The organism is Martelella sp. AD-3, assembly GCF_001578105.1.
In the GTDB taxonomy this organism is placed as follows: domain Bacteria; phylum Pseudomonadota; class Alphaproteobacteria; order Rhizobiales; family Rhizobiaceae; genus Martelella.
In genome coordinates, this window is the sequence record NZ_CP014275.1 from 234,260 (window position 1) to 257,076 (window position 22,817).

The 22,817-nt window shown below is 62.1% G+C and carries 27 protein-coding genes, 1 tRNA gene and 1 other annotated feature; of the genes, 16 read left to right on the forward strand and 12 right to left on the reverse strand.

The genetic code is table 11. The features are described 5' to 3' along the window. Nucleotides 1-24 precede the first annotated feature (24 nt). Nucleotides 25-2,502, forward strand: a complete 2,478-nt coding sequence (locus AZF01_RS01065) for a heavy metal translocating P-type ATPase (protein WP_024708538.1) — start codon at nucleotides 25-27, stop codon at nucleotides 2,500-2,502. A gap of 363 nt (nucleotides 2,503-2,865) precedes the next feature. Further along, nucleotides 2,866-5,523 (forward strand): bifunctional acetaldehyde-CoA/alcohol dehydrogenase, encoded by a 2,658-nt coding sequence (gene adhE, locus AZF01_RS01070; protein ID WP_024708539.1) that lies wholly within the window; start codon nucleotides 2,866-2,868, stop codon nucleotides 5,521-5,523. A gap of 184 nt (nucleotides 5,524-5,707) precedes the next feature. Here adhE and AZF01_RS01075 read toward each other — a convergent pair whose 3' ends face one another. Together AZF01_RS01075 and AZF01_RS01080 are read right to left on the reverse strand one after the other, a co-directional pair. Continuing rightward, nucleotides 5,708-6,574: a C40 family peptidase gene (locus AZF01_RS01075; protein ID WP_036237316.1), complete on the reverse strand. Its 867-nt coding sequence runs from the start codon at nucleotides 6,572-6,574 to the stop codon at nucleotides 5,708-5,710. Nucleotides 6,575-6,579: 5 nt separating this feature from the next. Then, nucleotides 6,580-7,965, reverse strand: a complete 1,386-nt coding sequence (locus AZF01_RS01080; protein WP_024708541.1) for a M17 family metallopeptidase — start codon at nucleotides 7,963-7,965, stop codon at nucleotides 6,580-6,582. Nucleotides 7,966-8,094: 129 nt separating this feature from the next. On the opposite strand from AZF01_RS01080, the gene AZF01_RS01085 reads away from it, so the two are divergent. After that, nucleotides 8,095-8,901, forward strand: a complete 807-nt coding sequence (locus AZF01_RS01085; RefSeq protein ID WP_024708542.1) for a tetratricopeptide repeat protein — start codon at nucleotides 8,095-8,097, stop codon at nucleotides 8,899-8,901. 23 nt (nucleotides 8,902-8,924) lie between these two features. Here AZF01_RS01085 and AZF01_RS01090 read toward each other — a convergent pair whose 3' ends face one another. The 9 genes from AZF01_RS01090 to AZF01_RS01130 all read right to left on the reverse strand — a co-directional run bounded on the left by AZF01_RS01090 (nucleotide 8,925) and on the right by AZF01_RS01130 (nucleotide 14,758). Next, entirely contained in the window at nucleotides 8,925-9,200 is a 276-nt protein-coding gene (locus AZF01_RS01090; protein WP_152534551.1) for a hypothetical protein, read from the reverse strand. Nucleotides 9,201-9,375: 175 nt separating this feature from the next. Beyond that, nucleotides 9,376-9,576, reverse strand: coding sequence for a DNA gyrase inhibitor YacG (gene yacG, locus AZF01_RS01095; protein WP_024708544.1), 201 nt, complete (start codon nucleotides 9,574-9,576; stop codon nucleotides 9,376-9,378). Next, nucleotides 9,566-10,198, reverse strand: a complete 633-nt coding sequence (locus AZF01_RS01100; protein ID WP_024708545.1) for a Maf family nucleotide pyrophosphatase — start codon at nucleotides 10,196-10,198, stop codon at nucleotides 9,566-9,568. Before AZF01_RS01100 ends, yacG begins: the two co-directional genes overlap by 11 nt. Before the next feature lie 36 nt (nucleotides 10,199-10,234). Next, a complete protein-coding gene (gene infA, locus AZF01_RS01105; protein WP_024708546.1) occupies nucleotides 10,235-10,453 on the reverse strand; it encodes a translation initiation factor IF-1 in 219 nt (72 codons plus the stop codon). Between the two features lie 256 nt (nucleotides 10,454-10,709). Beyond that, the gene (locus AZF01_RS01110; RefSeq protein WP_024708547.1) at nucleotides 10,710-11,183 is read right to left on the reverse strand and encodes a UPF0262 family protein; all 474 of its coding nucleotides are present in this window, start codon (nucleotides 11,181-11,183) and stop codon (nucleotides 10,710-10,712) included. A 2-nt stretch (nucleotides 11,184-11,185) separates the two neighbouring features. After that, nucleotides 11,186-12,490 (reverse strand): histidinol dehydrogenase, encoded by a 1,305-nt coding sequence (gene hisD, locus AZF01_RS01115; protein ID WP_024708548.1) that lies wholly within the window; start codon nucleotides 12,488-12,490, stop codon nucleotides 11,186-11,188. Between the two features lie 55 nt (nucleotides 12,491-12,545). Then, nucleotides 12,546-12,986: a DUF2948 family protein gene (locus AZF01_RS01120; RefSeq protein ID WP_024708549.1), complete on the reverse strand. Its 441-nt coding sequence runs from the start codon at nucleotides 12,984-12,986 to the stop codon at nucleotides 12,546-12,548. A gap of 118 nt (nucleotides 12,987-13,104) precedes the next feature. After that, nucleotides 13,105-14,397, reverse strand: coding sequence for a UDP-N-acetylglucosamine 1-carboxyvinyltransferase (gene murA, locus AZF01_RS01125; RefSeq protein WP_024708550.1), 1,293 nt, complete (start codon nucleotides 14,395-14,397; stop codon nucleotides 13,105-13,107). Between the two features lie 181 nt (nucleotides 14,398-14,578). Further along, nucleotides 14,579-14,758, reverse strand: a complete 180-nt coding sequence (locus tag AZF01_RS01130; RefSeq protein ID WP_024708551.1) for a hypothetical protein — start codon at nucleotides 14,756-14,758, stop codon at nucleotides 14,579-14,581. 152 nt (nucleotides 14,759-14,910) lie between these two features. On the opposite strand from AZF01_RS01130, the gene AZF01_RS01135 reads away from it, so the two are divergent. The 12 genes from AZF01_RS01135 to AZF01_RS23340 all read left to right on the forward strand — a co-directional run bounded on the left by AZF01_RS01135 (nucleotide 14,911) and on the right by AZF01_RS23340 (nucleotide 21,284). Further along, nucleotides 14,911-14,985: transfer RNA gene (locus AZF01_RS01135), tRNA-Thr, on the forward strand. 292 nt (nucleotides 14,986-15,277) lie between these two features. Continuing rightward, nucleotides 15,278-16,039 carry a hypothetical protein gene (locus AZF01_RS01140; protein WP_024708552.1) on the forward strand — a complete coding sequence of 254 codons (762 nt, stop codon included), beginning with the start codon at nucleotides 15,278-15,280 and terminating at the stop codon, nucleotides 16,037-16,039. Nucleotides 16,040-16,186: 147 nt separating this feature from the next. Continuing rightward, nucleotides 16,187-17,428: a phage portal protein gene (locus AZF01_RS01145; protein WP_348245635.1), complete on the forward strand. Its 1,242-nt coding sequence runs from the start codon at nucleotides 16,187-16,189 to the stop codon at nucleotides 17,426-17,428. Beyond that, a complete protein-coding gene (locus AZF01_RS01150) occupies nucleotides 17,415-17,804 on the forward strand; it encodes a hypothetical protein (RefSeq protein ID WP_024708554.1) in 390 nt (129 codons plus the stop codon). Before AZF01_RS01145 ends, AZF01_RS01150 begins: the two co-directional genes overlap by 14 nt. 2 nt (nucleotides 17,805-17,806) lie before the next feature. Beyond that, a complete protein-coding gene (locus AZF01_RS01155) occupies nucleotides 17,807-18,313 on the forward strand; it encodes an HK97 family phage prohead protease (RefSeq protein WP_024708555.1) in 507 nt (168 codons plus the stop codon). Next, a complete protein-coding gene (locus AZF01_RS01160; RefSeq protein WP_024708556.1) occupies nucleotides 18,310-19,464 on the forward strand; it encodes a phage major capsid protein in 1,155 nt (384 codons plus the stop codon). Before AZF01_RS01155 ends, AZF01_RS01160 begins: the two co-directional genes overlap by 4 nt. Before the next feature lie 11 nt (nucleotides 19,465-19,475). After that, nucleotides 19,476-19,856 carry a hypothetical protein gene (locus tag AZF01_RS01165; protein WP_024708557.1) on the forward strand — a complete coding sequence of 127 codons (381 nt, stop codon included), beginning with the start codon at nucleotides 19,476-19,478 and terminating at the stop codon, nucleotides 19,854-19,856. Nucleotide 19,857: 1 nt separating this feature from the next. Further along, a complete protein-coding gene (locus AZF01_RS01170; RefSeq protein ID WP_244435567.1) occupies nucleotides 19,858-20,121 on the forward strand; it encodes a hypothetical protein in 264 nt (87 codons plus the stop codon). Nucleotides 20,122-20,125: 4 nt separating this feature from the next. Continuing rightward, nucleotides 20,126-20,473, forward strand: a complete 348-nt coding sequence (locus AZF01_RS23335) for an HNH endonuclease (RefSeq protein ID WP_024708559.1) — start codon at nucleotides 20,126-20,128, stop codon at nucleotides 20,471-20,473. Between the two features lie 10 nt (nucleotides 20,474-20,483). Then, nucleotides 20,484-20,975, forward strand: coding sequence for a hypothetical protein (locus tag AZF01_RS01180; protein ID WP_024708560.1), 492 nt, complete (start codon nucleotides 20,484-20,486; stop codon nucleotides 20,973-20,975). A 62-nt stretch (nucleotides 20,976-21,037) separates the two neighbouring features. Then, nucleotides 21,038-21,178 (forward strand): hypothetical protein, encoded by a 141-nt coding sequence (locus AZF01_RS23765; protein WP_156484712.1) that lies wholly within the window; start codon nucleotides 21,038-21,040, stop codon nucleotides 21,176-21,178. A gap of 4 nt (nucleotides 21,179-21,182) precedes the next feature. Further along, nucleotides 21,183-21,284 (forward strand): phage head-tail connector protein, encoded by a 102-nt coding sequence (locus tag AZF01_RS23340; RefSeq protein WP_081725793.1) that lies wholly within the window; start codon nucleotides 21,183-21,185, stop codon nucleotides 21,282-21,284. A gap of 36 nt (nucleotides 21,285-21,320) precedes the next feature. Here the strand turns inward: AZF01_RS23340 and AZF01_RS01185 are convergent. Then, a protein-coding gene (locus tag AZF01_RS01185; protein ID WP_152534486.1) for an IS3 family transposase occupies nucleotides 21,321-22,549 on the reverse strand; the annotation gives its coding sequence in 2 pieces (ribosomal slippage) (nucleotides 21,321-22,261 and nucleotides 22,261-22,549; 1,230 coding nt in all). After that, nucleotides 22,152-22,268, reverse strand: a sequence feature (AL1L pseudoknot). Its footprint overlaps the gene before it by 117 nt. On the opposite strand from AZF01_RS01185, the gene AZF01_RS23345 reads away from it, so the two are divergent. Further along, complete coding sequence (locus tag AZF01_RS23345; protein WP_245308952.1) at nucleotides 22,469-22,816, forward strand: head-tail connector protein; 348 nt, start codon at nucleotides 22,469-22,471, stop codon at nucleotides 22,814-22,816. The two genes, AZF01_RS01185 and AZF01_RS23345, sit on opposite strands and share 81 nt — an antisense overlap. The last annotated feature ends 1 nt before the right edge of the window (nucleotide 22,817 follow it).

Here is a 22,817-nt window from a genome sequence, read left to right on the forward strand (position 1 = left end):
GCGATTTTCCGAAAGGCGTTTCCCATGGAACAGACGATCTCTACCAGCCGCAGGACGCAAACCCTCTCCGTGCCGGTGACAGGCATGACCTGCGCATCCTGCGTGGCAAGCGTCGAGCGGGTCGTCGGCAAGGTTGAAGGCGTTGAGGCGGTTGCCGTCAATCTGGCGACCGAAACGGCCGAGGTGACGCTTTCCGACAGGAAAGCGACGGGCGCCGTGGTGGCGGCGATCGAGAAAGGCGGCTATGGCGTGCCGCTGTCGACCGTCGAACTTGGCATTCTCGGCATGCATTGCGCCTCCTGTGTGGCAAGCGTCGAGCGGTCGCTGTCCCGCGTGCCTGGCGTTGTCTCGGCTCATGTCAATCTGGCGAATGAACGGGCAACGCTTTCGGTTCTGCCATCCGTGGACCTTGCTGTGCTGGAATCCGCGATTGGGAAGGCCGGTTTTAAGGCGCGTCGCTTGGAGGATCAGCGCGCCGGAAGCGAAAGCCATGAAGGCCGCCGGGCGAAGGAGCAGGCGGCCCTGAAGCGCGATCTGCTGACGGCTTTCGCCTTCACCCTGCCGCTTTTCGTGCTGGAAATGGGGTCGCACGTCATCCCCGCCCTCGGCCGTGAGGTGATGGCGACGGTCGGGATGTTTCCGCTGCATGTGTTCTATTTCGCGCTGGCGACGATCGTGCAGTTTGGTCCCGGCCGGCGGTTCTACAGCCACGGCATTGCCTCTTTCCGCAGGCTGTCGCCGGACATGAACGCGCTGGTGATGCTAGGCTCGAGCGCCGCCTGGGCCTATTCCACGGTCGCGACCTTCCTGCCGCAGGTCTTTCCGGCAGGCGCCGCTCAGGTCTATTTCGAAAGCTCTGCCGTCATCATCACGCTGATCCTTCTCGGCCGCTATCTCGAAGCCAGAGCCAAGGGGCGGACCTCGGCCGCCATCACCCACCTGATGGGCCTGCAGCCGAAGACCGCGCGCGTCGAGCGCGATGGCGCGACCGTCGATATTCCGATCGATGAGGTCAAACGCGGCGATCTGGTGATCGTGCGGCCGGGCGAGAAGATCGCCGTTGACGGCACGGTCGTTTCCGGCTCTTCGCATGTGGACGAGGCGATGATTTCGGGCGAGCCGCTTCCGGTTAAAAAAGGCGAGGGCGACGACGTCACCGGCGGCACGATCAACAAGACCGGGTCCTTCACCTTCAGGGCAACGGCGATCGGTTCGGACACGGTGCTCGCGCGGATCGTGAAGATGGTCGAGACTGCGCAAGGGGCGAAGCTTCCGGTGCAGGCCATGGTCGACAAGGTGACGGCATGGTTCGTGCCGGCGGTGCTGGCGGCGGCCGCGATCACCTTTCTGATCTGGCTCTTCGCCGGCCCGGCGCCTGCCTTTTCCTTCGCGTTGGTGAACGCCGTCGCGGTGCTGATCATCGCCTGCCCCTGCGCCATGGGGCTTGCAACGCCGACCTCGATCATGGTCGGAACGGGCAGGGCAGCGGAAACCGGCGTGCTGTTCAGGAACGGCGAGGCGCTGCAGACGCTGCGCGATACCGCCATCATTGCCTTCGACAAGACCGGGACGCTGACCGAGGGGCGGCCGCAGGTGACCGATATCATTCCTGCGGACGGCTTCGACGAGAACCGGCTTGTCGCCCTTGCCGCCGCCGTGGAGGCCGGCTCGGAGCATCCGCTTGCGGAGGCTGTGATCGCCATGGCGGCAGAGCGGAATATTGCTCTTCTCGCAGTCCGTGACTTTGAGGCGGTGACGGGTTTCGGCGTGAAGGCGGATGTCGACGGCAAGACGGTCGCCGTTGGCGCGCACCGGTTCATGGGTCTGCTGGGCGCCAATGTCTCGGCGCTGGACGCCACCGCCGACGCGCTTGCGGCAAAGGCGCGCTCGCTGCTGTTCATTGCCGTTGACGGCAGGCCTGCCGGGATCATCGGCGTCGCCGATCCGGTCAAGCCGTCGGCGAAGGCGGCAATCGTGGCATTGCACGCGGCCGGCCTGAAAACGGCGATGATCTCCGGGGACAATCGCAGGACCGCAGAAGCCATCGCGGCGGAAACCGGCATCGATACGGTGATTGCCGACGTGTTGCCGGATGGCAAGGTCGCCGCCCTGAACGAGCTCAGGGAGCAGTATGGCGCAATCGCCTTTGCCGGCGACGGCATCAATGATGCGCCGGCGCTGGCCGCCGCCGATACCGGCATCGCCATCGGCACGGGCACCGACATCGCCATCGAGACGGCGGATGTGGTGCTGATGTCGGGGGCGCTGTCGGGCGTCGTCAATGCTATCGCCCTGTCGCGGGCGGTCATGCGCAATATCGCGCAGAACCTTTTCTGGGCCTTTGCCTATAATGCCGTGCTCATCCCGGTTGCCGCCGGCATCCTCTATCCGGTCAACGGCATGCTTTTGTCTCCCATGCTGGCGGCGGCCGCCATGGGGCTTTCCAGCGTTTTCGTTCTGTCGAACGCGCTCCGGCTGAAGCGGTTCCGGGCGATTGGCTGAGCAGAGGTCCGGGCCTCCCCTCCGGTTAAGGCAAATAACGCGGCGGCGGCTTTCCATTCGCCGCCTGCCGCCCTATTATGGGTTCCAGCCGCTTGCAGTTGGGACGAAGTGAATTCCGAGATTCCCCGGGCCTTTGATCACGATCAATACAAACCGATTTAAAGAGGCTTAAATCTGCCTCCGGTGAGATTGGACGGTCTTCTTTCGGGATAGTTTTTGGAGCCCCGCCGGCGTCATGCCGGTGACGAATTGCGGCGCGAGACTGGCCGAGAAGACTGCTGGGTCGCCCCCAAGACCGGCCCATGCCGTCCGCCAACCACTGAAACCGCCGGGCGTTCCGGCAAATAGCGCAGGAGTAGTCCCATGCCGGCCATCAGCACGACCGAACTTGACCAGCTCGTTGCCCGGACGAAGGCAGCGCAGCAGAAGTTTGCGACCTATACCCAGGAACAGGTCGACTTCATTTTCCGTTCCGCCGCCCTTGCCGCGGCCGATGCCCGCATCCCGCTTGCCCGTATGGCGCATGAGGAAACCGGAATGGGCGTCATGGAAGACAAGGTGGTCAAGAACCACTTTGCCTCGGAATACATCTACAACAAATACAAGGACGACAAGACCTGCGGCATCCTTTCGGAAGAGCCGGAATACGGCATCTTCACGGTTGCCGAGCCTGTCGGCCTGATTTGCGCCATCGTGCCCACCACCAACCCGACCTCGACCGCGATTTTCAAGGCGCTGATCAGCCTGAAGACCAGGAACGGGGTGATCTTCTCGCCGCATCCGCGCGCCAGGCGCTCGACCTGCGAGGCCGCCCGGGTCGTGCTCGAAGCCGCCGTCAAGGCCGGCGCGCCGAAGGACATCATCAGCTGGATCGACGAACCCTCGGTGGAACTCTCGAATGCGCTGATGCACCACCCGGACATCAACCTCATCCTCGCCACAGGCGGACCCGGCATGGTGAAGGCCGCCTATTCGTCGGGCAAGCCCGCGATCGGCGTCGGCGCCGGCAATACGCCTGCCGTGATCGACGAATATGCCGACATCAAACGCGCCGTCGCCTCGATCCTGATGTCGAAAACCTTCGACAACGGCGTTATCTGCGCATCGGAACAGTCGGTGATTGCCGTCGACAAGGTCTATGACAAGGTCCGCGAGCGTTTCATCAGCCATGGCGGCTATGTGTTGTCGGGCAATGAGGCCGGCGCCGTTCGCGACATCATCATGAACAAGAAGGGCACGCTGAATGCCGAGATCGTCGGCCAGTCGGCCGAGAAGATTGCGGCCATGGCCGGCATCACCGTGCCGCCGCGCACCAAGGTACTGATCGCGGAAGTCGAAAGCACGGGCGAGGACGAGGTCTTTGCCCACGAAAAGCTGTCGCCGACGCTGGCCATGTACAAGGCCAAGAACTTCGACCATGCCAGCCGGATCGCATCGGAGCTGGTGGCGCTCGGCGGCATCGGTCACACCTCGGTGCTTTACACCGACCAGGACCTGCAGCCCGAACGCGTCACCACCTTCGGCGAACGCATGAAGACGGCCCGCGTTCTCATCAACACCCCGGCTTCGCAGGGCGGCATCGGCGACCTCTACAACTTCCGCCTCGCGCCGTCGCTGACGCTTGGTTGCGGTTCGTGGGGCGGCAACTCGATCTCGGAAAACGTGGGTCCGCAGCACCTCATCAACAAGAAAACGGTCGCCAAGAGGGCAGAAAACATGCTGTGGCACAAGCTTCCCCCGTCGATCTATTTCCGTCGCGGCTCGCTTCCCTTCGCTCTGGAAGAACTGAAGGGCCACAAGCGCTGCCTGATCGTGACCGACCGCTTCCTGTTCGAGAACGGCTATGTCAACGATACGGTCCGCGTTCTGAAGGGCCTGGGCATGGAAGTCGAAACCTTCTTCGACGTGCAGGCCGACCCGACGCTCGCCGTCGTCCGCAAGGGCTGGGAACTGGCCCGCTCGTTCGAGCCGGACATCATCCTCGCACAGGGCGGCGGTTCGCCGATGGATGCGGCCAAGATCATGTGGGTGATGTATGAGCATCCGGAAGTCGAGTTCGCCGATCTGGCGCTGCGCTTCATGGATATCCGCAAGCGCATCTACCACTTCCCGAAGCTCGGCGTGAAGGCCAAGTTCGTGGCCGTGCCCACCACTTCGGGCACCGGTTCGGAGGTCACCCCGTTCGCCGTCGTCACCGACGAGAAGACCGGCGTGAAATATCCGATCGCCGACTACGAACTGACGCCGACCATGGCGATCGTCGATGCCGACCTCGTCATGAACATGCCGAAGTCGCTGACGGCCCATGGCGGTATCGATGCGGTGACCCATGCCCTGGAAGCCTATGTCTCGATCATGGCGAATGAGTATTCGGATGGTCAGGCGCTTCAGGCCCTGAAGCTCTTGAAGGAGTACCTGCCCTCGGCCTACAGACAAGGCGCTGCCGATCCGAAGGCCCGAGAGCAGGTTCACAACGCCGCTACGATCGCCGGCATGGCCTTCGCCAACGCCTTCCTTGGCGTTTGCCACTCGATGGCGCACAAGGTCGGCGCGCAGTTCCATCTGCCGCACGGCCTGTCGAATGCCCTGCTTTTGGCCAATGTGGTTCGCTACAACGCGGTCGACAATCCGACCAAGCAGGCGACCTTCAGCCAGTATGACCGGCCAAAGGCGCTGTGCCGCTATGCGGAAGTCGCCCGCCATCTGGAGCTTGGCGGCAAGAGCGACGAAGAATCGGTCGAAAACCTGGTCAAGTGGATCGAGAGCCTCAACAAGGCCTGCGATATCCCCGAATCGATCCAGGCGGCCGGCGTCGGCGAAGCCGACTTCCTCGACCATCTCGACGCGGTTGCCGAAAAGGCCTTCGATGACCAGTGCACCGGCGCCAACCCGCGCTATCCGCTGATCTCGGAAATCCGCCAGGTCCTGCTCGACAGCTATTACGGCCGCGCCTACGAAGAAGGCGTCGTCCACGAGGCTGAAGAAAAGGGTTCGGTCGTGCCGCTCAGCGCCCGCAAGTAATTTGCGTCACTGAAACGTATGAGAAACGCCGCCTCCGGGCGGCGTTTTCACAGACTGCTGACAAACCTAGCCTTTTTACGGACGTCATCCTCGGGACAAGCCCGAGCACGAAGGCCGGGGAGTGGGCAGGCTTTGTTAACGCACTGAGAAAACGCCGCCTCCGGGCGGCGTTTTGAGGTTGGTTTCAACCTGTCCTGCCCGTTGCCGGCCTCAGATACGACGTCGGGTTGCCGTAGACGGGCGCGATGCGGGTGATCGCGTGGTCGAGGTTCTCGCGGGTGACCCGCATCGTCGCGCCATTGGCATGGACGAGGGTCTTGGCATCTTCCATGATGCCGACATGGCCTTTCCAGAAGACAAGGTCGCCGCGTTTCAGCGCCCGGCGCGTCACCGGCTCGCCTTCCATCAGCTCCTGCATGTCGGAATCGCGCGGCACGGCGATGCCTGCCATCATCATCGCCATCTGTATCAGCGCCGAACAGTCGAGGCCGAAACCGGACCTGCCGCCCCAAAGATAAGGCGTCTCGAGGAAGCGCAGGGCCGTCTTCACCGGATCGCGCTCGAAGGCGCGGCCGAGCGGAAAGCAATGATCGGCAAAGACCGCCGTGCCGTCCGAGCAGAGATAATAGCGGCTGCCGCGCGTTTCCGCCTCGTCGATGAAGGTCAGTCTGCAGCCCATGGAGAGCGCGCAGACCGGCCCGGCCTTGAGTTCGGCTTCGGGATAAAGGAAGGTCCGGGGCACCGAGATGACATGGGACGCCTCGCGCTCGCCCTCGGCCAGCATGGCCTCCGGCAGGTAGCCCACATAGCCGTCGAAGCGCGACTGCACCCAGGCCCAGCCGGATTTCCGCTCGAAGATGTCGACGATTTCGCCGAAGAGAAGCTGGCTGTCGATGAAGGCGGCCTCCGACGGCTTCGGCCGCAAGGGGGCGACGGGGACGATGATCTGGGCCGGCGTCGGCACGGCGAAGCGATCCGCATGGACGATGCCGGAAAGCCGCGCATCGGCGAGATCGGGCCGGAAGGCATGCAGCCTTCGATCGAGTTCCATCACCATCAGCTCGTCCGGATCGTTTCGAAGAGGGCGCGGATCGCCTGCGCCTCGCCGCCCGCCGGGCCGAAGTCGCGATCGGCCGGCGCGTGGCCGTAAATATCGAAATGCGCCCACGTCCTTGCCCGTCCGATGAAGCGCTTCAGGAAAAGCGCGGCGGTGATCGAACCGGCCATGCCGCCGGCCGGCGCATTGGTCAGGTCGGCAATCCCGGTCTTCAGCCGCGCGTCATAGCCGGCAAAAAGCGGCATGCGCCAGAGCGGATCGGAAAGCGCTTCGCCGCTCCTGTGCAGCGTTTCGGCAAAGGCGTCGCTGTCGGTGAAGAACGGCGCGATGTCCGGGCCGAGCGCCACGCGGGCGGCCCCCGTCAGCGTCGCCATGTCGATCAGAAGGTCGGGAAGCTCCTCGTCCGCATAGGTCAGCGCGTCGGCAAGGATGAGGCGTCCCTCCGCATCGGTATTGTCGATCTGCACGGTAAGCCCCTTGCGCGAGCGGTAGATGTCGCCCGGGCGGAAGGCATTGCCGGCGATCGCGTTCTCGACGCTCGGGACGATGACGCGCAGGTCGACGTCGAGGCCGGCGTCCATGATCATCAGCGCCAGCGCCATGACATTGGCGGCGCCGCCCATGTCCTTTTTCATAAGGCCCATGCCGGCCGCCGACTTGATGTCGAGGCCGCCGGTGTCGAAACAGACGCCCTTGCCGACAAGGGCGATGCTCCTTGCGCCCTTGCGGCCCCAGCGCAGCTCCATCAGGCGAGGCGCTTTCTCCCCGGCGCGGCCGACCGCGTGGATCAGCGGAAAGCCCTTTGCCAGAAGGTCATCGCCGCGAATCGCGCCGAATTCCGCGCCGTAATGACCGGCCAGGCGTTCGAAGGCGTGCTCCAGGTGATCGGGCTGCATGTCGTTGGCCGGGGTGTTGATCAGGTCGCGGGCGAGAAAGATGGCGGCAACCGTCCGCTCGATTGCATCCCGGTCGCAGTCTTCAGGCACGGCGAGGCGAGCCTTTCCGGCTGTGGACGGCTTCAGGTAGCGCTCGAACCGGTAGCCGCCCGCGGCAAAACCGATCAACGCCTGGCGCAGATCGCCCTGAAAGCCCGTAAGCCGCCAGTCGCCTGCCGGCAGAAGCCTGGAAAGGCGACCGGTCACGAAGGGCGCATTCCCCTGTCCGAGGCCGAAGAGGGCACCGGCAACACCGCCGTCATCGCCGGGCGCGAGCAGGAGCTCACCCTCGCGGGCGGAAAATCCCGCCGAGCGGGCAAAAAGGCGGATATTTTCCGGGAGGATGTCGGGTCTTTCGAGATCGGTCGGCGTTACCGCATAGAGCGGCTTTGTCTCTGAACCGGTTGTGCAAAACGGCGAAAGGCGTTCGAAAAACTGGAAACTGGGCATCTGTGTTCGCTTGTCGGTGTCGTCCCGCATACTTTCGCGGGAAAAAACTTTCTGTAAAGTGTCGTAAAGCCTCGGAAATGATTCCTTACGCTGATCGGGGCGCGGAGAACAGACGGAGTTTGCCTTAAAATGACCAATCCGACCGGGCTTTCAGGAAAAGCGGCACTGGCTCTCGTTGTGGCGGCCATCGCGATTTCAGGCTGCGCCAGCGTGCGCAGGCCGATGACCACGGCGCAATACATGTCCGCTGAAGAGATAGCCGCGCTCTCGCCCTCACAGCGCCAGATGGCGAGCTACCGGCTCGAAACGGCCTATCTGTCCAGGCCCGGAAGCGTCAAGGCCGGTGTCGCCTGGTCGGAATATCTGAAGGCCGAGGGGCGCTACGGCGAAGCCAATCAGGTGATGCGCGAGGTTGCCGCGCGCAATCCGGATTCCGGCGATGCGCTGCTTCACTATGCCGAAACGCAGGCGGCCCTCGGCTATTACCCGGATGCGCTGCGCACGGTCCGCAATGCGGAAGCGGCGTCGCCGCGCGACTGGCGAACCTTCTCGCAGGAGGGGCTGATTCTCGACCAGATGGGCAAGCCGGTGGAGGCGCGCATGCGCTACCGTCAGGCGCTCACATTGTCGCCGAAGAACCCGGAGGTGCTGTCCAACATGGCGGTCTCCTACGTGTTGACCCATGATCTGGCGACGGCGGAGAATTATCTGCGCGAGGCAATTGCCCAGCGTGATGCCAGCCCGGAAGTCCGGGTCAACCTGGCGCTGGTGCTGGCGCTTCAGGGCAAGCAGCAGGAGGCCGAGCGCGTTGCCACCAGCGGCGTATCGGCGGAAGAGGCCCAGGCCAATCTGGCGGCTCTCCAGGCCGCCACGGCGCCCGGCGGCGCCTGGGAACGATACGCCGTCGGTGCGGGCGGGCAACAGACCGCCATGTGATCGCGGTGCCAGGAGCGCCGGTCTCAGGATATTGCGCGGATGAGGAACCCCGCGAGCGCAAAGAGGCCGGCAAGGCTTGTCGCGAAAAAGAGGAGGCTGCCGGCGAGCGTCAGCCACAGGGCCCAGTTGATGCCCTTTCCGCGTGCATGTTTCGAACTATAGATGATCTTCGCATCGTCAGCGTCCCAACCGGCCATGGCGCGCAGTTGGTCGGCGAAGATGAACTCCGGCACTTCGATCATATCGGCCGCCGCTGAGGTTGCGGCGGAATTCTGGCGGCTGGAGATGTTTCGTCTCACTGCCCTGCTCCCTTGTCTGTCCCGTTTCCGCCCTTGCGGACGAAAACCTCCCTGCCAACAAGTATAGAGCAATTCGTTCAAAAAACGATCACAAATTGCAATCGCAGGTGCATAAAACCGGCTTGATCCACCGGGAAAGGCTCAATATCGGACCGTTCGCCACCAAAGGTTGCTTCTATTGCTCCTCGCCGCCGGGCTTCGATTCGTCCTCGGTGACGGGAATTGCATAAGATCCGGTCAACCAGCGGGAGAGATCGAGCTGGCGGCAACGGTCGCTGCAGAAGGGGTAGTTCTCCCGCGTCGAGGGACGCCCGCATTCGGGGCATTTGCGGGGTTTTCTCAACGGTTCGACGCGGACGTCGCTGTCATTGCCCATCTTTGCTCCATCCTTCGCAAATGTTATAGCCGCGGCCGGAAAGGAGCGTCTGCGTTTCGTAGAGCGGCAGGCCGACCACAGCGGAATAGGAGCCGACGAGGCGCTCGATGAAGGCCGCCGCGCGGCCCTGGACGGCATAGGCGCCTGCTTTGCCGCGCCATTCGCCGCAGGCCAGATAGGCCTCGATCTCTGTCTTCGAGAGATGCTTGAAGCTGACGCGCGTTTCAACGATCCGCAGGCTTTCCTCGGCCGCCCCGGCAATCCTGACGCAAAGGCCGGTGAAAACCCGATGATTGCGACCGGACAGGAGCGAAAGGCAGGACATGGCCTCGTCTTCGCTTGAAGCCTTGGGCAGGATGCGCCTGCCGACGGCGACCACCGTATCGGCGGCCAGAACGGCTGCGCCGCGCCAGGCAACATCGTCTTCCAGCATTCCGGCCACCACGCCGGCCTTGCCGCGGGCAAGCCGTCCGGCCAGAAGCCGCGGCGTCTCCTTTGCAAGAGGGGTTTCGTCGATATCGGCGGGCAGGATGCGGTCGGGCTTAACGCCGATCTGGTCCAGAAGGTCCACGCGGCGCGGCGAGGCCGATGCCAGGACAAGTTTTGTCTTTGCCACGGTCAAACCCGTTCCCGAACGCTTGAGAGGAGGCAGACGCTTCTACTTGAAGCGATAGGTGATCCGGCCCTTGGTCAGGTCATAAGGGGTCATTTCCACAAGCACCTTGTCGCCGGCGAGAACGCGGATACGGTTCTTGCGCATGCGGCCGGCGGTGTGGGCGATGATTTCGTGGTCGTTTTCAAGCTTCACCCGGAATGTCGCATTCGGCAGAAGCTCGACGACGACGCCCGGAAATTCCAGTACTTCTTCTTTAGCCATTTATGTCGTTTCTTTTCTTTCCTGCGCCCGGCGATCGGCCGGAACGCTTCAATCCCCGTCCGGCCGATCGCCGGCATGACAGACGGGGACACTGTTGCTTCAATGATCTGCAGCGTATCGGCTGCGCTTGAAAACAAACGCGCGGCGCTGCTGAATTGCGGCGAAACCTACACAATAGTTCAACGTTTGTGAACCATGTTTGCTCCCGCCGTCGTTTTTTGTTCACGTGACGTTCGAAACCCTGACGCAGAAGGGGTCAGCCGCGCCAGTAGAGCACGCAGAACAGCGTGAACAGGCGCCGCGCTGTGTCGAAATCGAGTTCGATCTTGCCTTTCAGCCGGTCCTGAAGGGTTTGCGAGCCCTCATTGTGGATCCCGCGCCGGCCCATGTCGATCGCCTCGATCTTGCTCGGGCTCGCCGTCTTGATCGCCTCGTAATAGCTCTCGCAGATCATGAAATAGTCCTTCACGATCCGCCGGAACGGCGTCAGTGACAGGATGTGGGTTGCGACCTTGTCGCCGTTTTCGAGCGTGATGTCGAAGATCAGCCGCTTCTCGATGATCGAGAGCGTCAGCTTGTAGGGGCCGCCGGCATGGCCGACCGGACGGAAGTGGTTTTCCTCGAGCAGGTCGAAGATGGCGACGGCGCGCTCATGCTCGACATCAGGCGAAGCGCGGCCGATGCTCTCGTCGAGAACAACGTCACTCAGCCTGTATTCGCCCGTCGTCATGTCTATTCCTTGCGGTTGAGGCGGATGGCGACCGATCGTGCATGGGCGCCCAGCCCTTCGCATTCTGCAAGCTCGATGGCCGCCGGCGCAAGTCTATTCAGCTGTTCGGGCCCCAGACGAAGGATGGAGGTGCGCTTCATGAAATCGAGAACGCCGAGCCCGGAGGAAAAGCGGGCGGAACGGGCGGTCGGAAGGACGTGGTTCGAGCCGCCGACATAGTCGCCGATCGCTTCCGGCGTATAATGCCCGGCAAAGATCGCGCCTGCATTGCGCACCTTCGGGATCAGCGCGTCCGGATCATCGACGGCGAGTTCCAGGTGTTCGGGCGCGACGCGGTTGGCGAGCGAAAGCGCGGCGTCGAGATCGGAAACAGTGATGATCGCGCCATAGTCGCGCCAGCTCGCGCCGGCGATCTCGCCGCGCGGCAGGGTCTTCAGCTGCCGCTCGACCGCCTGCTCGACGGCCTCGCCGAGCGGCTTGTCGGTGGTGATCAGGATCGACTGCGCCGCGGCGTCGTGCTCGGCCTGGGCCAGAAGGTCGGCGGCGATCCAGTCCGGATTGTTCTCGCCGTCGGCGATCACCAGCACTTCCGAAGGACCGGCGATCATGTCGATGCCGACCGTGCCGAAGACGGCGCGCTTGGCGGCGGCCACATAGGCATTGCCGGGGCCGACGATCTTGGAGACCGGGGCGATCGTGTCGGTGCCGTAGGCGAGCGCTGCCACCGCCTGGGCGCCGCCGATCCGGTAAATCTCGGTGATGCCCGCGATCTTCGCTGCCGCCAGCACCGCCGGATTGATCTTGCCCTTCATCGCGGGCACGACCATGACGACGCGCTCGACGCCTGCGACCCTGGCCGGCACGGCATTCATCAGCACCGAACTTGGGTAGCTTGCAGTCCCGCCCGGCACGTAGAGCCCGACGGCCTCGACCGCCGTCCAGCGGTGGCCAAGCGTGACGCCGATATCGTCCTCATAGGAATCGTCCGGCGGCAACTGGCGGGCGTGATGCTTGCGGATGCGTTCCTCGGCAAGCCGCAACGCGTCGATGACCTTCGGGTCGACGGCGGCAATTGCGGCCTCCATCTCCTCTGTGCCAACCTTCATCGGCGTGGCGGGATCGGAAAAATCGACATCGTCGAAACGCGCCGAATAGGCGGCAAGGGCTGCATCGCCGTTTGCGCGGATATCGGCGATGATCGCATCGACGGTGTCGCCGACATCCTTGGAGACTTCGCGCTTCATCGAAAGCAGCGCCGTAAAGGCGGTTTCAAAGTCGTCGGCGGCTGTATCGAGCCAGATGGCCATGTTTGCCTCACTCAATCAGATGGGAATTCATTCCGGTCAACACACAAACACTGTCTCAGCGCGGATGATGCGGCTTGCCGCGCGCTTCCCAGCTTGCCGAAAGATCGGCGAGAAGCACCTCGATACATTCCACATCCGCGACGATCTCGCCGCCGCCCGAAAGGGTGATGACCAGCGAGCCTTCCGGCCCGTCTCCGGTTTTCTCGAATGTCACCGAAAGCATGTTGGAGACCTCGTCATCGGCCTTTCGGTCAAGCCCGATGCTGCGCACGGCGGTGACCCGCTTGAACACGAGCGCAGCCCGCCGCCGCTCCGGCTTCTTGAAGAATCCGCGCTTGTTTTCCCAGACGAAGCGATTGCACAGAAGCTGGAACTGCCCGGCGACCCTCGAGAACGTCACGTCCTTCGACAGAAACACGGCGTCCTGGACATGCGCCGAGATGATGGCGAGGTCTTCGTCATCCAGCGCCATGAGTTTCAGTTGATCGGTGGACATGTCAAAATTCCCGGCGGGTTTAAGGTTTTAAACCGAGATAAGGCGATAGCCGCCGTTTCGCAACCGTTGCAGCGCCGGGATTGTCCGCGTCGACAGGAAAATGATGCCGGGTTCGGCCTCAGTCGCTGATCCGCTCGACGATCGCGCCGCAGCGGGTGAGCTTTTCCTCCAGCCGCTCGAAACCGCGATCGAGGTGATAGACGCGCGAGACCGTCGTCTCGCCCCTGGCAGCAAGCCCGGCAATGACGAGCGAAACCGAGGCGCGCAGGTCCGTCGCCATCACCGGCGCGCCGTGCAGTTCCTTCACGCCCCTGATGGTCGCCGTCTGGCCGGAGAGCGAGATATCTGCGCCGAGGCGGGCAAGCTCCTGTACGTGCATGAAGCGGTTTTCGAAGATCGTCTCGACGATGCGGGACGTGCCCCTGGCGCGGGTCATCAGCGCCATGAACTGCGCCTGAAGGTCGGTCGGGAAGCCCGGATACGGCTCGGTGGTGATGTCCACGGGACGGATATCGTCGCCGTGTCCGATGACGTGGATGCCGGTCTCCGTCGGGGTGATTTCCGCGCCGGCGGCCCGGATCGCCTCGATGGCGGCGCTCAGGAGCGTGGCATCGCTGTTCTCGAGCGTCACTTCGCCGCCGGCCATGGCAACGGCCATGGCATAGGTGCCGGTCTCGATCCTGTCCGGAAGCACGGTGTGGCGCGCGCCGGAAAGCGAGGTTACGCCGTCAATGGTGATCGTCGGCGTGCCGGCCCCTTCGATCTTCGCGCCCATGGCCTTCAGACAATTGGCGAGGTCGACGACTTCCGGTTCGCGCGCGGCGTTCTCCAGAACAGTGGTGCCGTTGGCAAGCGTTGCCGCCATCATCAGCGTATGCGTCGCGCCGACCGAGACCTTGGGGAAGACATAATGGCGGCCCACGAGCCCGCCCTTCGGCGCTTTCGCCTCGACATAGCCCTGCTCGATCTCGATTTCCGCGCCGAGCGCCTTCAACCCGTCTATGAAGAGATCGACGGGGCGCGTGCCGATGGCGCAGCCGCCCGGCAGGGAGACCCGGGCGATGCCCTCTCGCGCCAGAAGCGGGCCGATGACCCAGAAGGAGGCGCGCATCTTGCGCACCAGGTCATAGGAGGCCGTGGTGTCGGTAATCGTCGGGCAGTTGAAATGGATGGTGCGGGCATAGCCGTCCTGCTGGCGCTCGCGCCGGCCGTTGACGGAGATGTCGACGCCGTGATTGCCGAGAATGCGCATCAGAAGCTCGACATCGGCCAGGTGCGGCACATTTTCGAGCGTCAGCGTGTCGCTGGTCAGAAGCGAAGAGATGATCAGCGGCAGCGCGGCATTCTTCGCGCCGGAAATGGGAATGACGCCCTTCAAGGGGTTGCCACCGACGACTTTTATTTGATCCATGCCACATTTTCCGGGAAAAACCCGGCCTCTTCTTGAAAGTTCAGGCGCGTCTAAACGAAACGTCGGCCATGATCAATCGCAATGGTTGACAAGTCGTTGAGCAGGTCCGGTCAAATCAGCGAAAAATGGCAGGTCTATGTTCCGGGGCGCCAAAATACCGGCAGTCCCGCGGTCGCTGTTTTCAGCCCTCGTCCTTTTGCCGGGAGGCGGGCAGGCCATCGGTCTCGTCGGCGGCGCCCTTGCGTCGCGCCCGCGACTGTTGCTTGCGCCGCGTGAGATTTTCGCGCAGCTTCTGGGCGGCGCGCTCCCGGCGCAGCGTTGCGGCATCCGTTTTTTCCTTCCGTGGCTCGGCGTTGTCCATCTCGCCACACCCTCCTCAAGCGTACTTTCCGTCGAAATGCGGATTAGGGAAAAGAAATCTGTTTCCCGTCTTGCACTTGAAGCGGAGCTATGGCAATAGGCCGCTTGCCTGCACCAAACAGTGCCGGGCACGCTTCGCAACGCCGAAGTCGGGCTGCTATAGCTCAGGGGTAGAGCACTCCCTTGGTAAGGGAGAGGCCGAGAGTTCAAATCTCTCTAGCAGCACCACTTATCTCACTGAAAACAAACAGTTTTATCGGCACCCCATTCCCTGCTTCCCGGCAGGTAAAAGCAGAACAAACCATGATTTCCCGTCTAAATCCGGGGAAAATCCGGGAAGTTCGTTCTCGTGCCGTTCTGGTGCAGAAAAGCAAATCGCCGCCCCGATAGCCCTCGGAAGCGGCGACAATTGCATAGCAAACCACGCAAGTTTTGCTAATTCACAGTACCAGACTGCGAACCCCTGCACAATTGAAAATGCCGCAAAGCGCGCCTCCAACTTCATTTTTGGAGGGGCATAATGTCGCAAAGCTTTGCCCCTTCGGCTGCGCTCTTGCGCAGTACCCTTGTCGCGCGTCCATGGCATGGTGATGACGAACTGGCACGCGCCTACGAGAACGGCGTTGCGCACACGCAGAAGGCCGACACCAAGCCTCGCCACAACATTGGCAATAAGTATTCCCGGTTCATCCAGTACGCCCGGCAGAAGGTCACTTCGCCGGATCGTGCCGCCTCACGCGCCCGCAAGCGCTCTTGGGCTGGCGCGAGCAGGCTTCCGAAAGCACTGCGCTCGGAGTTCACGGAAGGCGAACGCGCGGCGCTCAGTGTCGTGGCGGAAGAGGTTCTGAAGCATGGCCGCTGTGATCTGCCCCTCGACAAGATCGCTGCCCTTGCGGGTGTATCCCGCACGACATGCCAGAACGCCTTCAGGAAGGCCAAGGGTGGCCCGTCGCCTTGCATCGCCGTGGAAGAGCGTCCCCAGCGCGGGCGCAAGAGCCTGACCAACATCATTCGCATTGTCTCGCAGGAATGGAAGCGTTGGCTGAAGAACCTTATAGGGTTCAAAAGGCTGAACCCCACGAAGAACAAAGATAATAAACCTACTCAGACTGCCCGTGCTGAAGGGCCTAGAAGGGCTTTTGAAGGGGAGAGGAGGCGAAGCCGGAGCGAAGCCGACACGCCACCCACGGGGCAACGTCGGGCTGAAGGACGGGATTTAGCCGACAATGGCGCAAACTATGGCGAACCGCCCGCGAAAAGTCCGGGCCGGGGGGTGGTCTAGAACTTTTGGGCAAAATCGGGGACCGGCGCGGGGAGATTTGCGCGAGATTTTTCCTAATTAGGAAGAAAAATCATTACGGAACAAAAGGTTAGGCCGAAATTGCCTGTCCGAAGTTGTCCAATTCTCAAAAAATGAAAGCTGGGGCATATGCTAAATATGCTTCAGTTCTTCAAAAAATCCGGGCGCGCGCGCGCCGATCAGAAGTCGCTAGGCGATCCCACGGAAGCGGAATATTCGCTGTTTACCGGAGGCGCTTTGCCGGGTTCGACGGTCTCGCTTGCGGTGGCGTTGACAGTGCCAGCGGTTCAATCGGCCATCCGGCTTGTTTCCGAAGCCTGCGCCACGCTCGATATTATCGTTGAACGGCGCGACGGCGAGAACTGGAAGGCCGACCCCAATCACCCGATTGCGGCTTTGCTGGAAAGCGGGCCGAATGATTGGACCTCGACTTTCGAGTTGATCCGCGATCTTGTCGCCACAGCGCTGACACATGATCGCGGCGGGGTGGCTTGGGTCAACCGGATCGACGGCGAAGCCCGCGAAATCATCCGTTACGAACCGGCTCACGCGACGGTCGATTTCTCGACCGATGGGCGGCAGGAACCCAGCTTCAAAATCAATAACCGCGCCGAAGATGCCCGCAACATCGTGCATCTTCGCGGGCCGTTCGGGCGGTCCTGTCTGGCCCTTGCCGCCGATGCCATCGGCGCGGCGAAGGACATGGAAAGCCATGCCGGAAAGCTGTTCAAGAACGGCGCGCGGCCTGCCGGTGTCATCGAAATGGTCAAGGGCATTGGCGATGACGGCCTGAAGAAGATGGCTGCGGCATGGCGCAAGGCCCACGAAGGGCCGGACAATGCCGGGCGCACCGCCATCCTTTGGGACGGCGCGACCTTTCGCCCGATCACGCTGACCTCGACCGATGCGCAGTTTCTCGAAAACCGTAAATTCCAGATTGTCGAGATTGCGCGCGCTTTCCGCGTGCCGCCGTCGATGATCTACGACCTCGACCGGGCCACTTGGTCAAACTCCGAACAGATGGGCAAAGAGTTCCTGTCCTATACGCTGGAACCATGGCTGCGGGCGCTGGAAGGCGCGCTGCGGCGTTCGCTTTTTCTGCCGGAGGAACGCGGCCAGTACCGCATCCGCTTTGATCGCGATGACCTTACCCGCGCCGATCTGACAGACCGCGCGACCGCGATCAACGGTCTGATTGCTTCCCGCGTTCTCAATCCCAATGAGGGCCGCGCATGGCTCGACCTGCCGCCGCGCGAAGGTGGCGAGGAATACGCCAATCCGAACACTGGCAGCAATCAACCCGGCCTTGGCCACAATGGCGGGCCTGCGCTCGATGATCAGACAGAGGACCGCGCCAATGGACCTGAATGACGTGCTTTCCAACGTGGCCGATCAGGATAAGGGCCGGATGCTGGAGATAGCCGACCCGTGGACGGGAAAGCCAACCGGGATGCGGTTCTGGATGGCAGGCCCGGACAGCGATACGCAGCGCCGGGCGCGCATTGCGATGATGGACGAACTTGCCGAAGCCGCCGACGAACAGGGCAGGGTATCGGCTGAGGCCCGCGAAAAGGCCCGCCTGAATATGCTGGCCCGTTGCGTTCTGCGCTGGGAAATCACCGAAGACGGCAAGTCCGTCGCGATGACGCACAAGGCGATTGTCCGCGTCTTCCGCGCCGGAACATGGATACAGGCACAGGCCGACGCCTTTGCCGGTGACCGTGCCAATTTCCGACCGGAGGCGTGACCATGGATCGCCTGTTCTTCGAAACCAAACTGGCCGCGCTCGATAACGGTATGATCGAAGGGACGGCATGGGCCTTCGGCTCGCCGGATCGTGTCGGCGACGTGATCCGCAAAGGCGCGTTTTCCGAAGCCTCGCTGCCCCTGCCGATGCTGTTTGCGCACGACTTCAACGATCCTATCGGCTCATGGAGTGAAGCGACGGAAGACGAACAGGGCCTGAAGGTCAAGGGCGCGCTTCTGGTCGATGAAGTCGCGCGCGCCCGCGAGGTCTATGCGCTTGTCAAATCCGGGGCCGTCAAAGGGCTTTCGGTGGGCTTTGTTTCCCGCAAAGCAGCGCCGCGCCGTGGCGGCGGTCGCATGATCTCGAAACTCGAACTTCTCGAAATCTCTCTGGTCACGGTCGGGATGCATCCCGGCGCGCGCGTCACCAGTGCGAAATCCGCAATCAAGGCCCTGTCGTTGGCAGAGGCCCTTAACCGCGCCTCGGCGCAATTGAAGAGGTCAGCATGAAACACTTTTCGAAACAGGCGCTCGCCGGAACCGCGCTCGTGTTCAAGGGCGAGGAAGACGATCCCGACAACATTGTGACGAAGGCGATTGCCGATCTCACCGCGACCGTCGAAGAGCGTTTTCAGAAGATGGAGACCAAGGTTGACGCCTCGAAACTTGAGGATCGCCTGAAGGCGCTTGAGACGAAGGCCAATCGCCCTGGCGGTGACGACGGCGAGATTGAACCGACCGAAGAGCGCAAGGCTTTTGCCGTTTATCTGATGCGCGGCGATGCACTGCCCGCCGAAGAGCGCAAGGCCCTTACGGTTTCATCCGATCCGTCCGGCGGCTATTTCGCGCCCGCCGAAATGTCGAGTGAGTTCATTCGCGATCTGGTCGAGTTCTCGCCCGTTCGCTCGGTCGCCTCGGTGCGCTCGACCGGCTCGCCGTCCGTGGTCTATCCCAAGCGCACAGGCATCACCAATGCCAAATGGAAGGGAGAGACCCAAAAGCAGGAAGAGTCCGGCGCGAGCTTTGGACAGGCCGAAGTACCGGTTCACGAGTTGAAGACCTATGTCGATATCTCCAACGAGCTTCTCGCCGACAGCGCCGGACAGGCAGAAGCGGAAGTTCGCGCCGCCCTTTCCGAAGACTTCGGCCAGAAAGAGGGCGCCGCCTTCGTCAACGGTTCCGGCGCGGGCATGCCCGAAGGTTTCATGACCAACCCGGACATTGCTTCTTTCGCCAACGGCCACGCGGTGAACCTCTCGCCGGATGCCCTGATCAAGCTTCTCTATTCGCTGCCCGCGACCTACCGCAATCGCGGCTCGTGGTCGATGAACGGCACGACACTTGGCATTGTCCGCACGCTCAAAGACGGCAACGGCAACTATCTTTGGCAGCCGTCCTATCAGGCCGGACAGCCGGAAACGGTGTTGGGCCGTCCGGTTATCGAGATGGTCGATATGCCCGATCTTGCGGCCAACGCCTGCCCGGTGATGTACGGCGACTTTTCGGCCTACCGCGTGCTCGACCGGCAAGGGCTTTCCATTCTGGTCAATCCCTACCTTCTCGCCACGTCGGGCCTCACCCGCATCCACGCCACGCGCCGCGTCGGCGGTCGCGTGCTTCAGGCCGCTCGCTTCAAAAAGCTCAAAATGGCAACCAACTAAGGAGCAATCCCTTGCGCGATCTTGCAAACAATATCGGCGTGGCGGCAGCGCTTGAACCCGCCGTTCTGGCAGCGACCACGAACGGCGCGGCCATCGACCTTATCGGCTTCGGCAGTGCCGTTCTCGTCCTCAATACCGGAGCGATTGCCGGAGCGGGCAATTTCACGGCTAAGCTTCAGGAAAGCGACGACGGCGAGAACTTCAACGATGTCGATCCCTATCACCTTGTCGGGGCCTTTCCCGACAAGCTTGCAGCGTCGGCCATCGTCAAAGTCGGCTATCGCGGCTTTCGCCGTCATGTGCGCGTTGCCATCACGAAGAACGGCGGAACGTCGATTGCGATCAGCGCCGTTGTCATCAAGGGCAGCGCCGCCCAGCGTCCGGTGATCTGACATGGCGCAGATCGACCCTCTCGCCGGTTATGCCATGGCGTCCTATGCGATGGGCGAGCACCACCTTGCCATTGTGCCCAGCGATACCGAAGACCTGCCTGTTCGCCCGCGCGCGATCTATTGCGCCGAAGACGGCACGGCAGTCATTCGCGACGAAGACGGCGTTGATTTGGCCTATCCGATGACAGCCGGAACCGTGCTCGCCTTTCGCGGGGTTCGCCTCTTGGCGACCGGCACCACGGGCACCTTTTACGGGTGGTGGTAAAGGCATGCCGACGAAATCGCCGCGTGTCTGCGGCTATTGCGGCCTGACGCACCTAAGCGGCAAACAATGCAGTTTCGTTGCCGCGCGCAGCAAGGCCCGGAAGGCCCGATTTGACCGGAAACGGCCAAGCGCCCGGCAGCGGGGCTACACCCGCCAATGGGAGAGGGAAAGCAAAGCCTTCCTTGCTGACTATCCCGTTTGCGTCCGCTGTGGCGAGCCTTCCGAACTGGTCGATCACATCAAGGCCCACAAGGGCAATCAGCAGCTCTTTTGGGACCGCACCAACTGGCAACCCCTTTGCCACCATTGCCACAACAGCGCCAAGCAGTCCGAAGAGCGGCGCAAATCCTGAGAGGAAACCCATGGGCCTTTATGCAACGGCAGGTGCCAAACTCTATATCGGCAGCACCAAAAACCAGAAGAACGACGATTTCGTCGAAGCCGATTTCGATGCGGAGAACTGGACGGAAATCGCCAACCTCGAAAACCTCGGTTCGCTTGGCGATACCGCCGAAGCCGTGAACTTCAATCCTATCGGCTCGAAGCGCCAGAAGACGCTGAAGGGCACCCGATCAGCCGGGACGATGGAAGTTGTTTGCGGCATCGACAACGACGACGCGGGACAGGTGGCGGCGATTGCTGCCGAGAAGAGCGATCACGATTTTGCTTTCCGCCTTGTGCTGAACGATGCCCCGGCGACCGGCATCAAGCCGACCCCTTCCGAACGCATTTTCATCGCCAAGGTCATGAGCGCTTCGGAAGCCTTCGATGAAGCCAACAGCGTCATGAAGTTGAACATCTCGCTTGGCGTCAATTCCAACGTCGTACGCATTGCGGCCGCTACCGGGGACTGATTTTCCAATGGTCGGGTAAGCGACTGCTCACGCGGTCGATATCTAGGCAGAGGAATACCGTGATGTGTGAACAAAAAGAAGCTGCGAAGCCCAGGATCGAACGGCTCATCGACGCCATGAACCGCCTTTCTGCGGCTTTGGAAAGCTCACTTCCCCAAGGTCAGAAAAACACGGCTGACAGTTGCCCAACCAAGAAGGACTGATGCGATGACAGTCGTGACGCTCGATCAGATGAAGGCGCATCTGAATGTGACTTATGGTCGCGACGACGATCTGATTTCAAAGAAGATCGCCGCTGCTCAAAACTGAACCGCCCCGGGTTTGCCGGAGGCTGATTGTCATTAGTTACGCGGCCATGTCTTCAGTTTCCAGAGCCGCGTAGAAGTTTGCCTCGGCTTCTGCCGGCGGGATATTCCCGATGGGCTCGAGCAGACGGCGGTTGTTGAACCAGTCCACCCATTCCAGCGTCGCGTATTCGACACTCTCGAAGCTGCGCCAGGGGCCACGGCGATGGATGACTTCGGCCTTGTAGAGCCCGTTGATGGTCTCGGCCAAGGCATTGTCATAGCTGTCGCCAACACTTCCCACGGACGGTTCGATGCCGGCATCTGACAAACGCTCGGTGTAGCGAATAGACAGATATTGCGATCCGCGATCGCTGTGATGGACCAGGCCCATAGCTTTCGTCGGCTTCCGGTCATGGACCGCCTGCTCAAGGGCATCCAGAACAAAACCGGTCTGCGCTGAGGTGCTGACCCGCCAGCCGACGATCTTGCGCGCATAGGCGTCGATGACGAACGCGACATAGACGAAGCCCTTCCAGGTCGCGACGTAGGTGAAGTCGCTCACCCAGAGCATGTTGGGTGCCGGAACACGAAATTCACGGTTCACCTTGTCCAAAGGACACGGCACTTTCTTGTCCGGGATTGTTGTTCTGTGCGGCTTGCCGCGGATAATGCCTTGAATATCCATGTCCTTCATAAGCCTCGCCACAGTGCAACGAGCGACATCGAACCCTTCCCGGGCAAGCTGACGCCAGACCTTGCGGACGCCGTAGACTTGGTAGTTCTCCTCCCAGACGCGTTCGATCTCGGGCCGCAGGGCGTCATCACGACGGGCACGGTCAGACAGCCGCGCCGGGTCAGCCCGCTTCGCCAAGTGATCATAGTAGGTGGAGGGGGCGATCGGCAGCACCGCGCAGATCGGCTCGACCCCATGCGCATCGCGATGCGCTTCAACAAAATCCACCATCACTTCGACCGGCGGTCGAGCTCCGCCATCGCAAAATAAGCCGACGCCTTACGCAGGATCTCGTTGGCCTGCCGCAGCTCGCGGTTTTCCCGCTCCAACGCCTTCATCCTCTCGGCCATCTCGCTGGGAACGCCTGCGCGCCTGCCGCTATCAACCTCGGCCTTCTTGACCCAGTCGTTCAGCGTGTTCGCCGAGCAGCCGATCTTCGATGCAATCGACGTGATCGCCTGCCAGCGAGAGCCGTGCTGACCCTCGCCGTCAAGAACCATCCTCACCGCGCGCTCACGCACCTCAGGGGAAAACTTGTTCGTTGTCTTGCTCATGATGCTCCATCCTACTCAAGAGTTGGAGCCTCCGGCAAACCCGGGGCGGTTCAAAACCATATCGAGCGACTTCTCGGGTACCGGCTCGAAGAGAGCTATGGCGGCGAGGGACAGGAGCCGGTTCCGCCCGTGCTTGCTGAAGCAGTGATGCAGCTTGCCGCCCATTGGTACGAAAACCGCGAAGCCGTCCTGATCGGCGTCACGGCGATGCCCATGCCCTTGGGCCTGCGCGAAATCATCCGCGAATACCGGGAATGGAGTTTCTGAC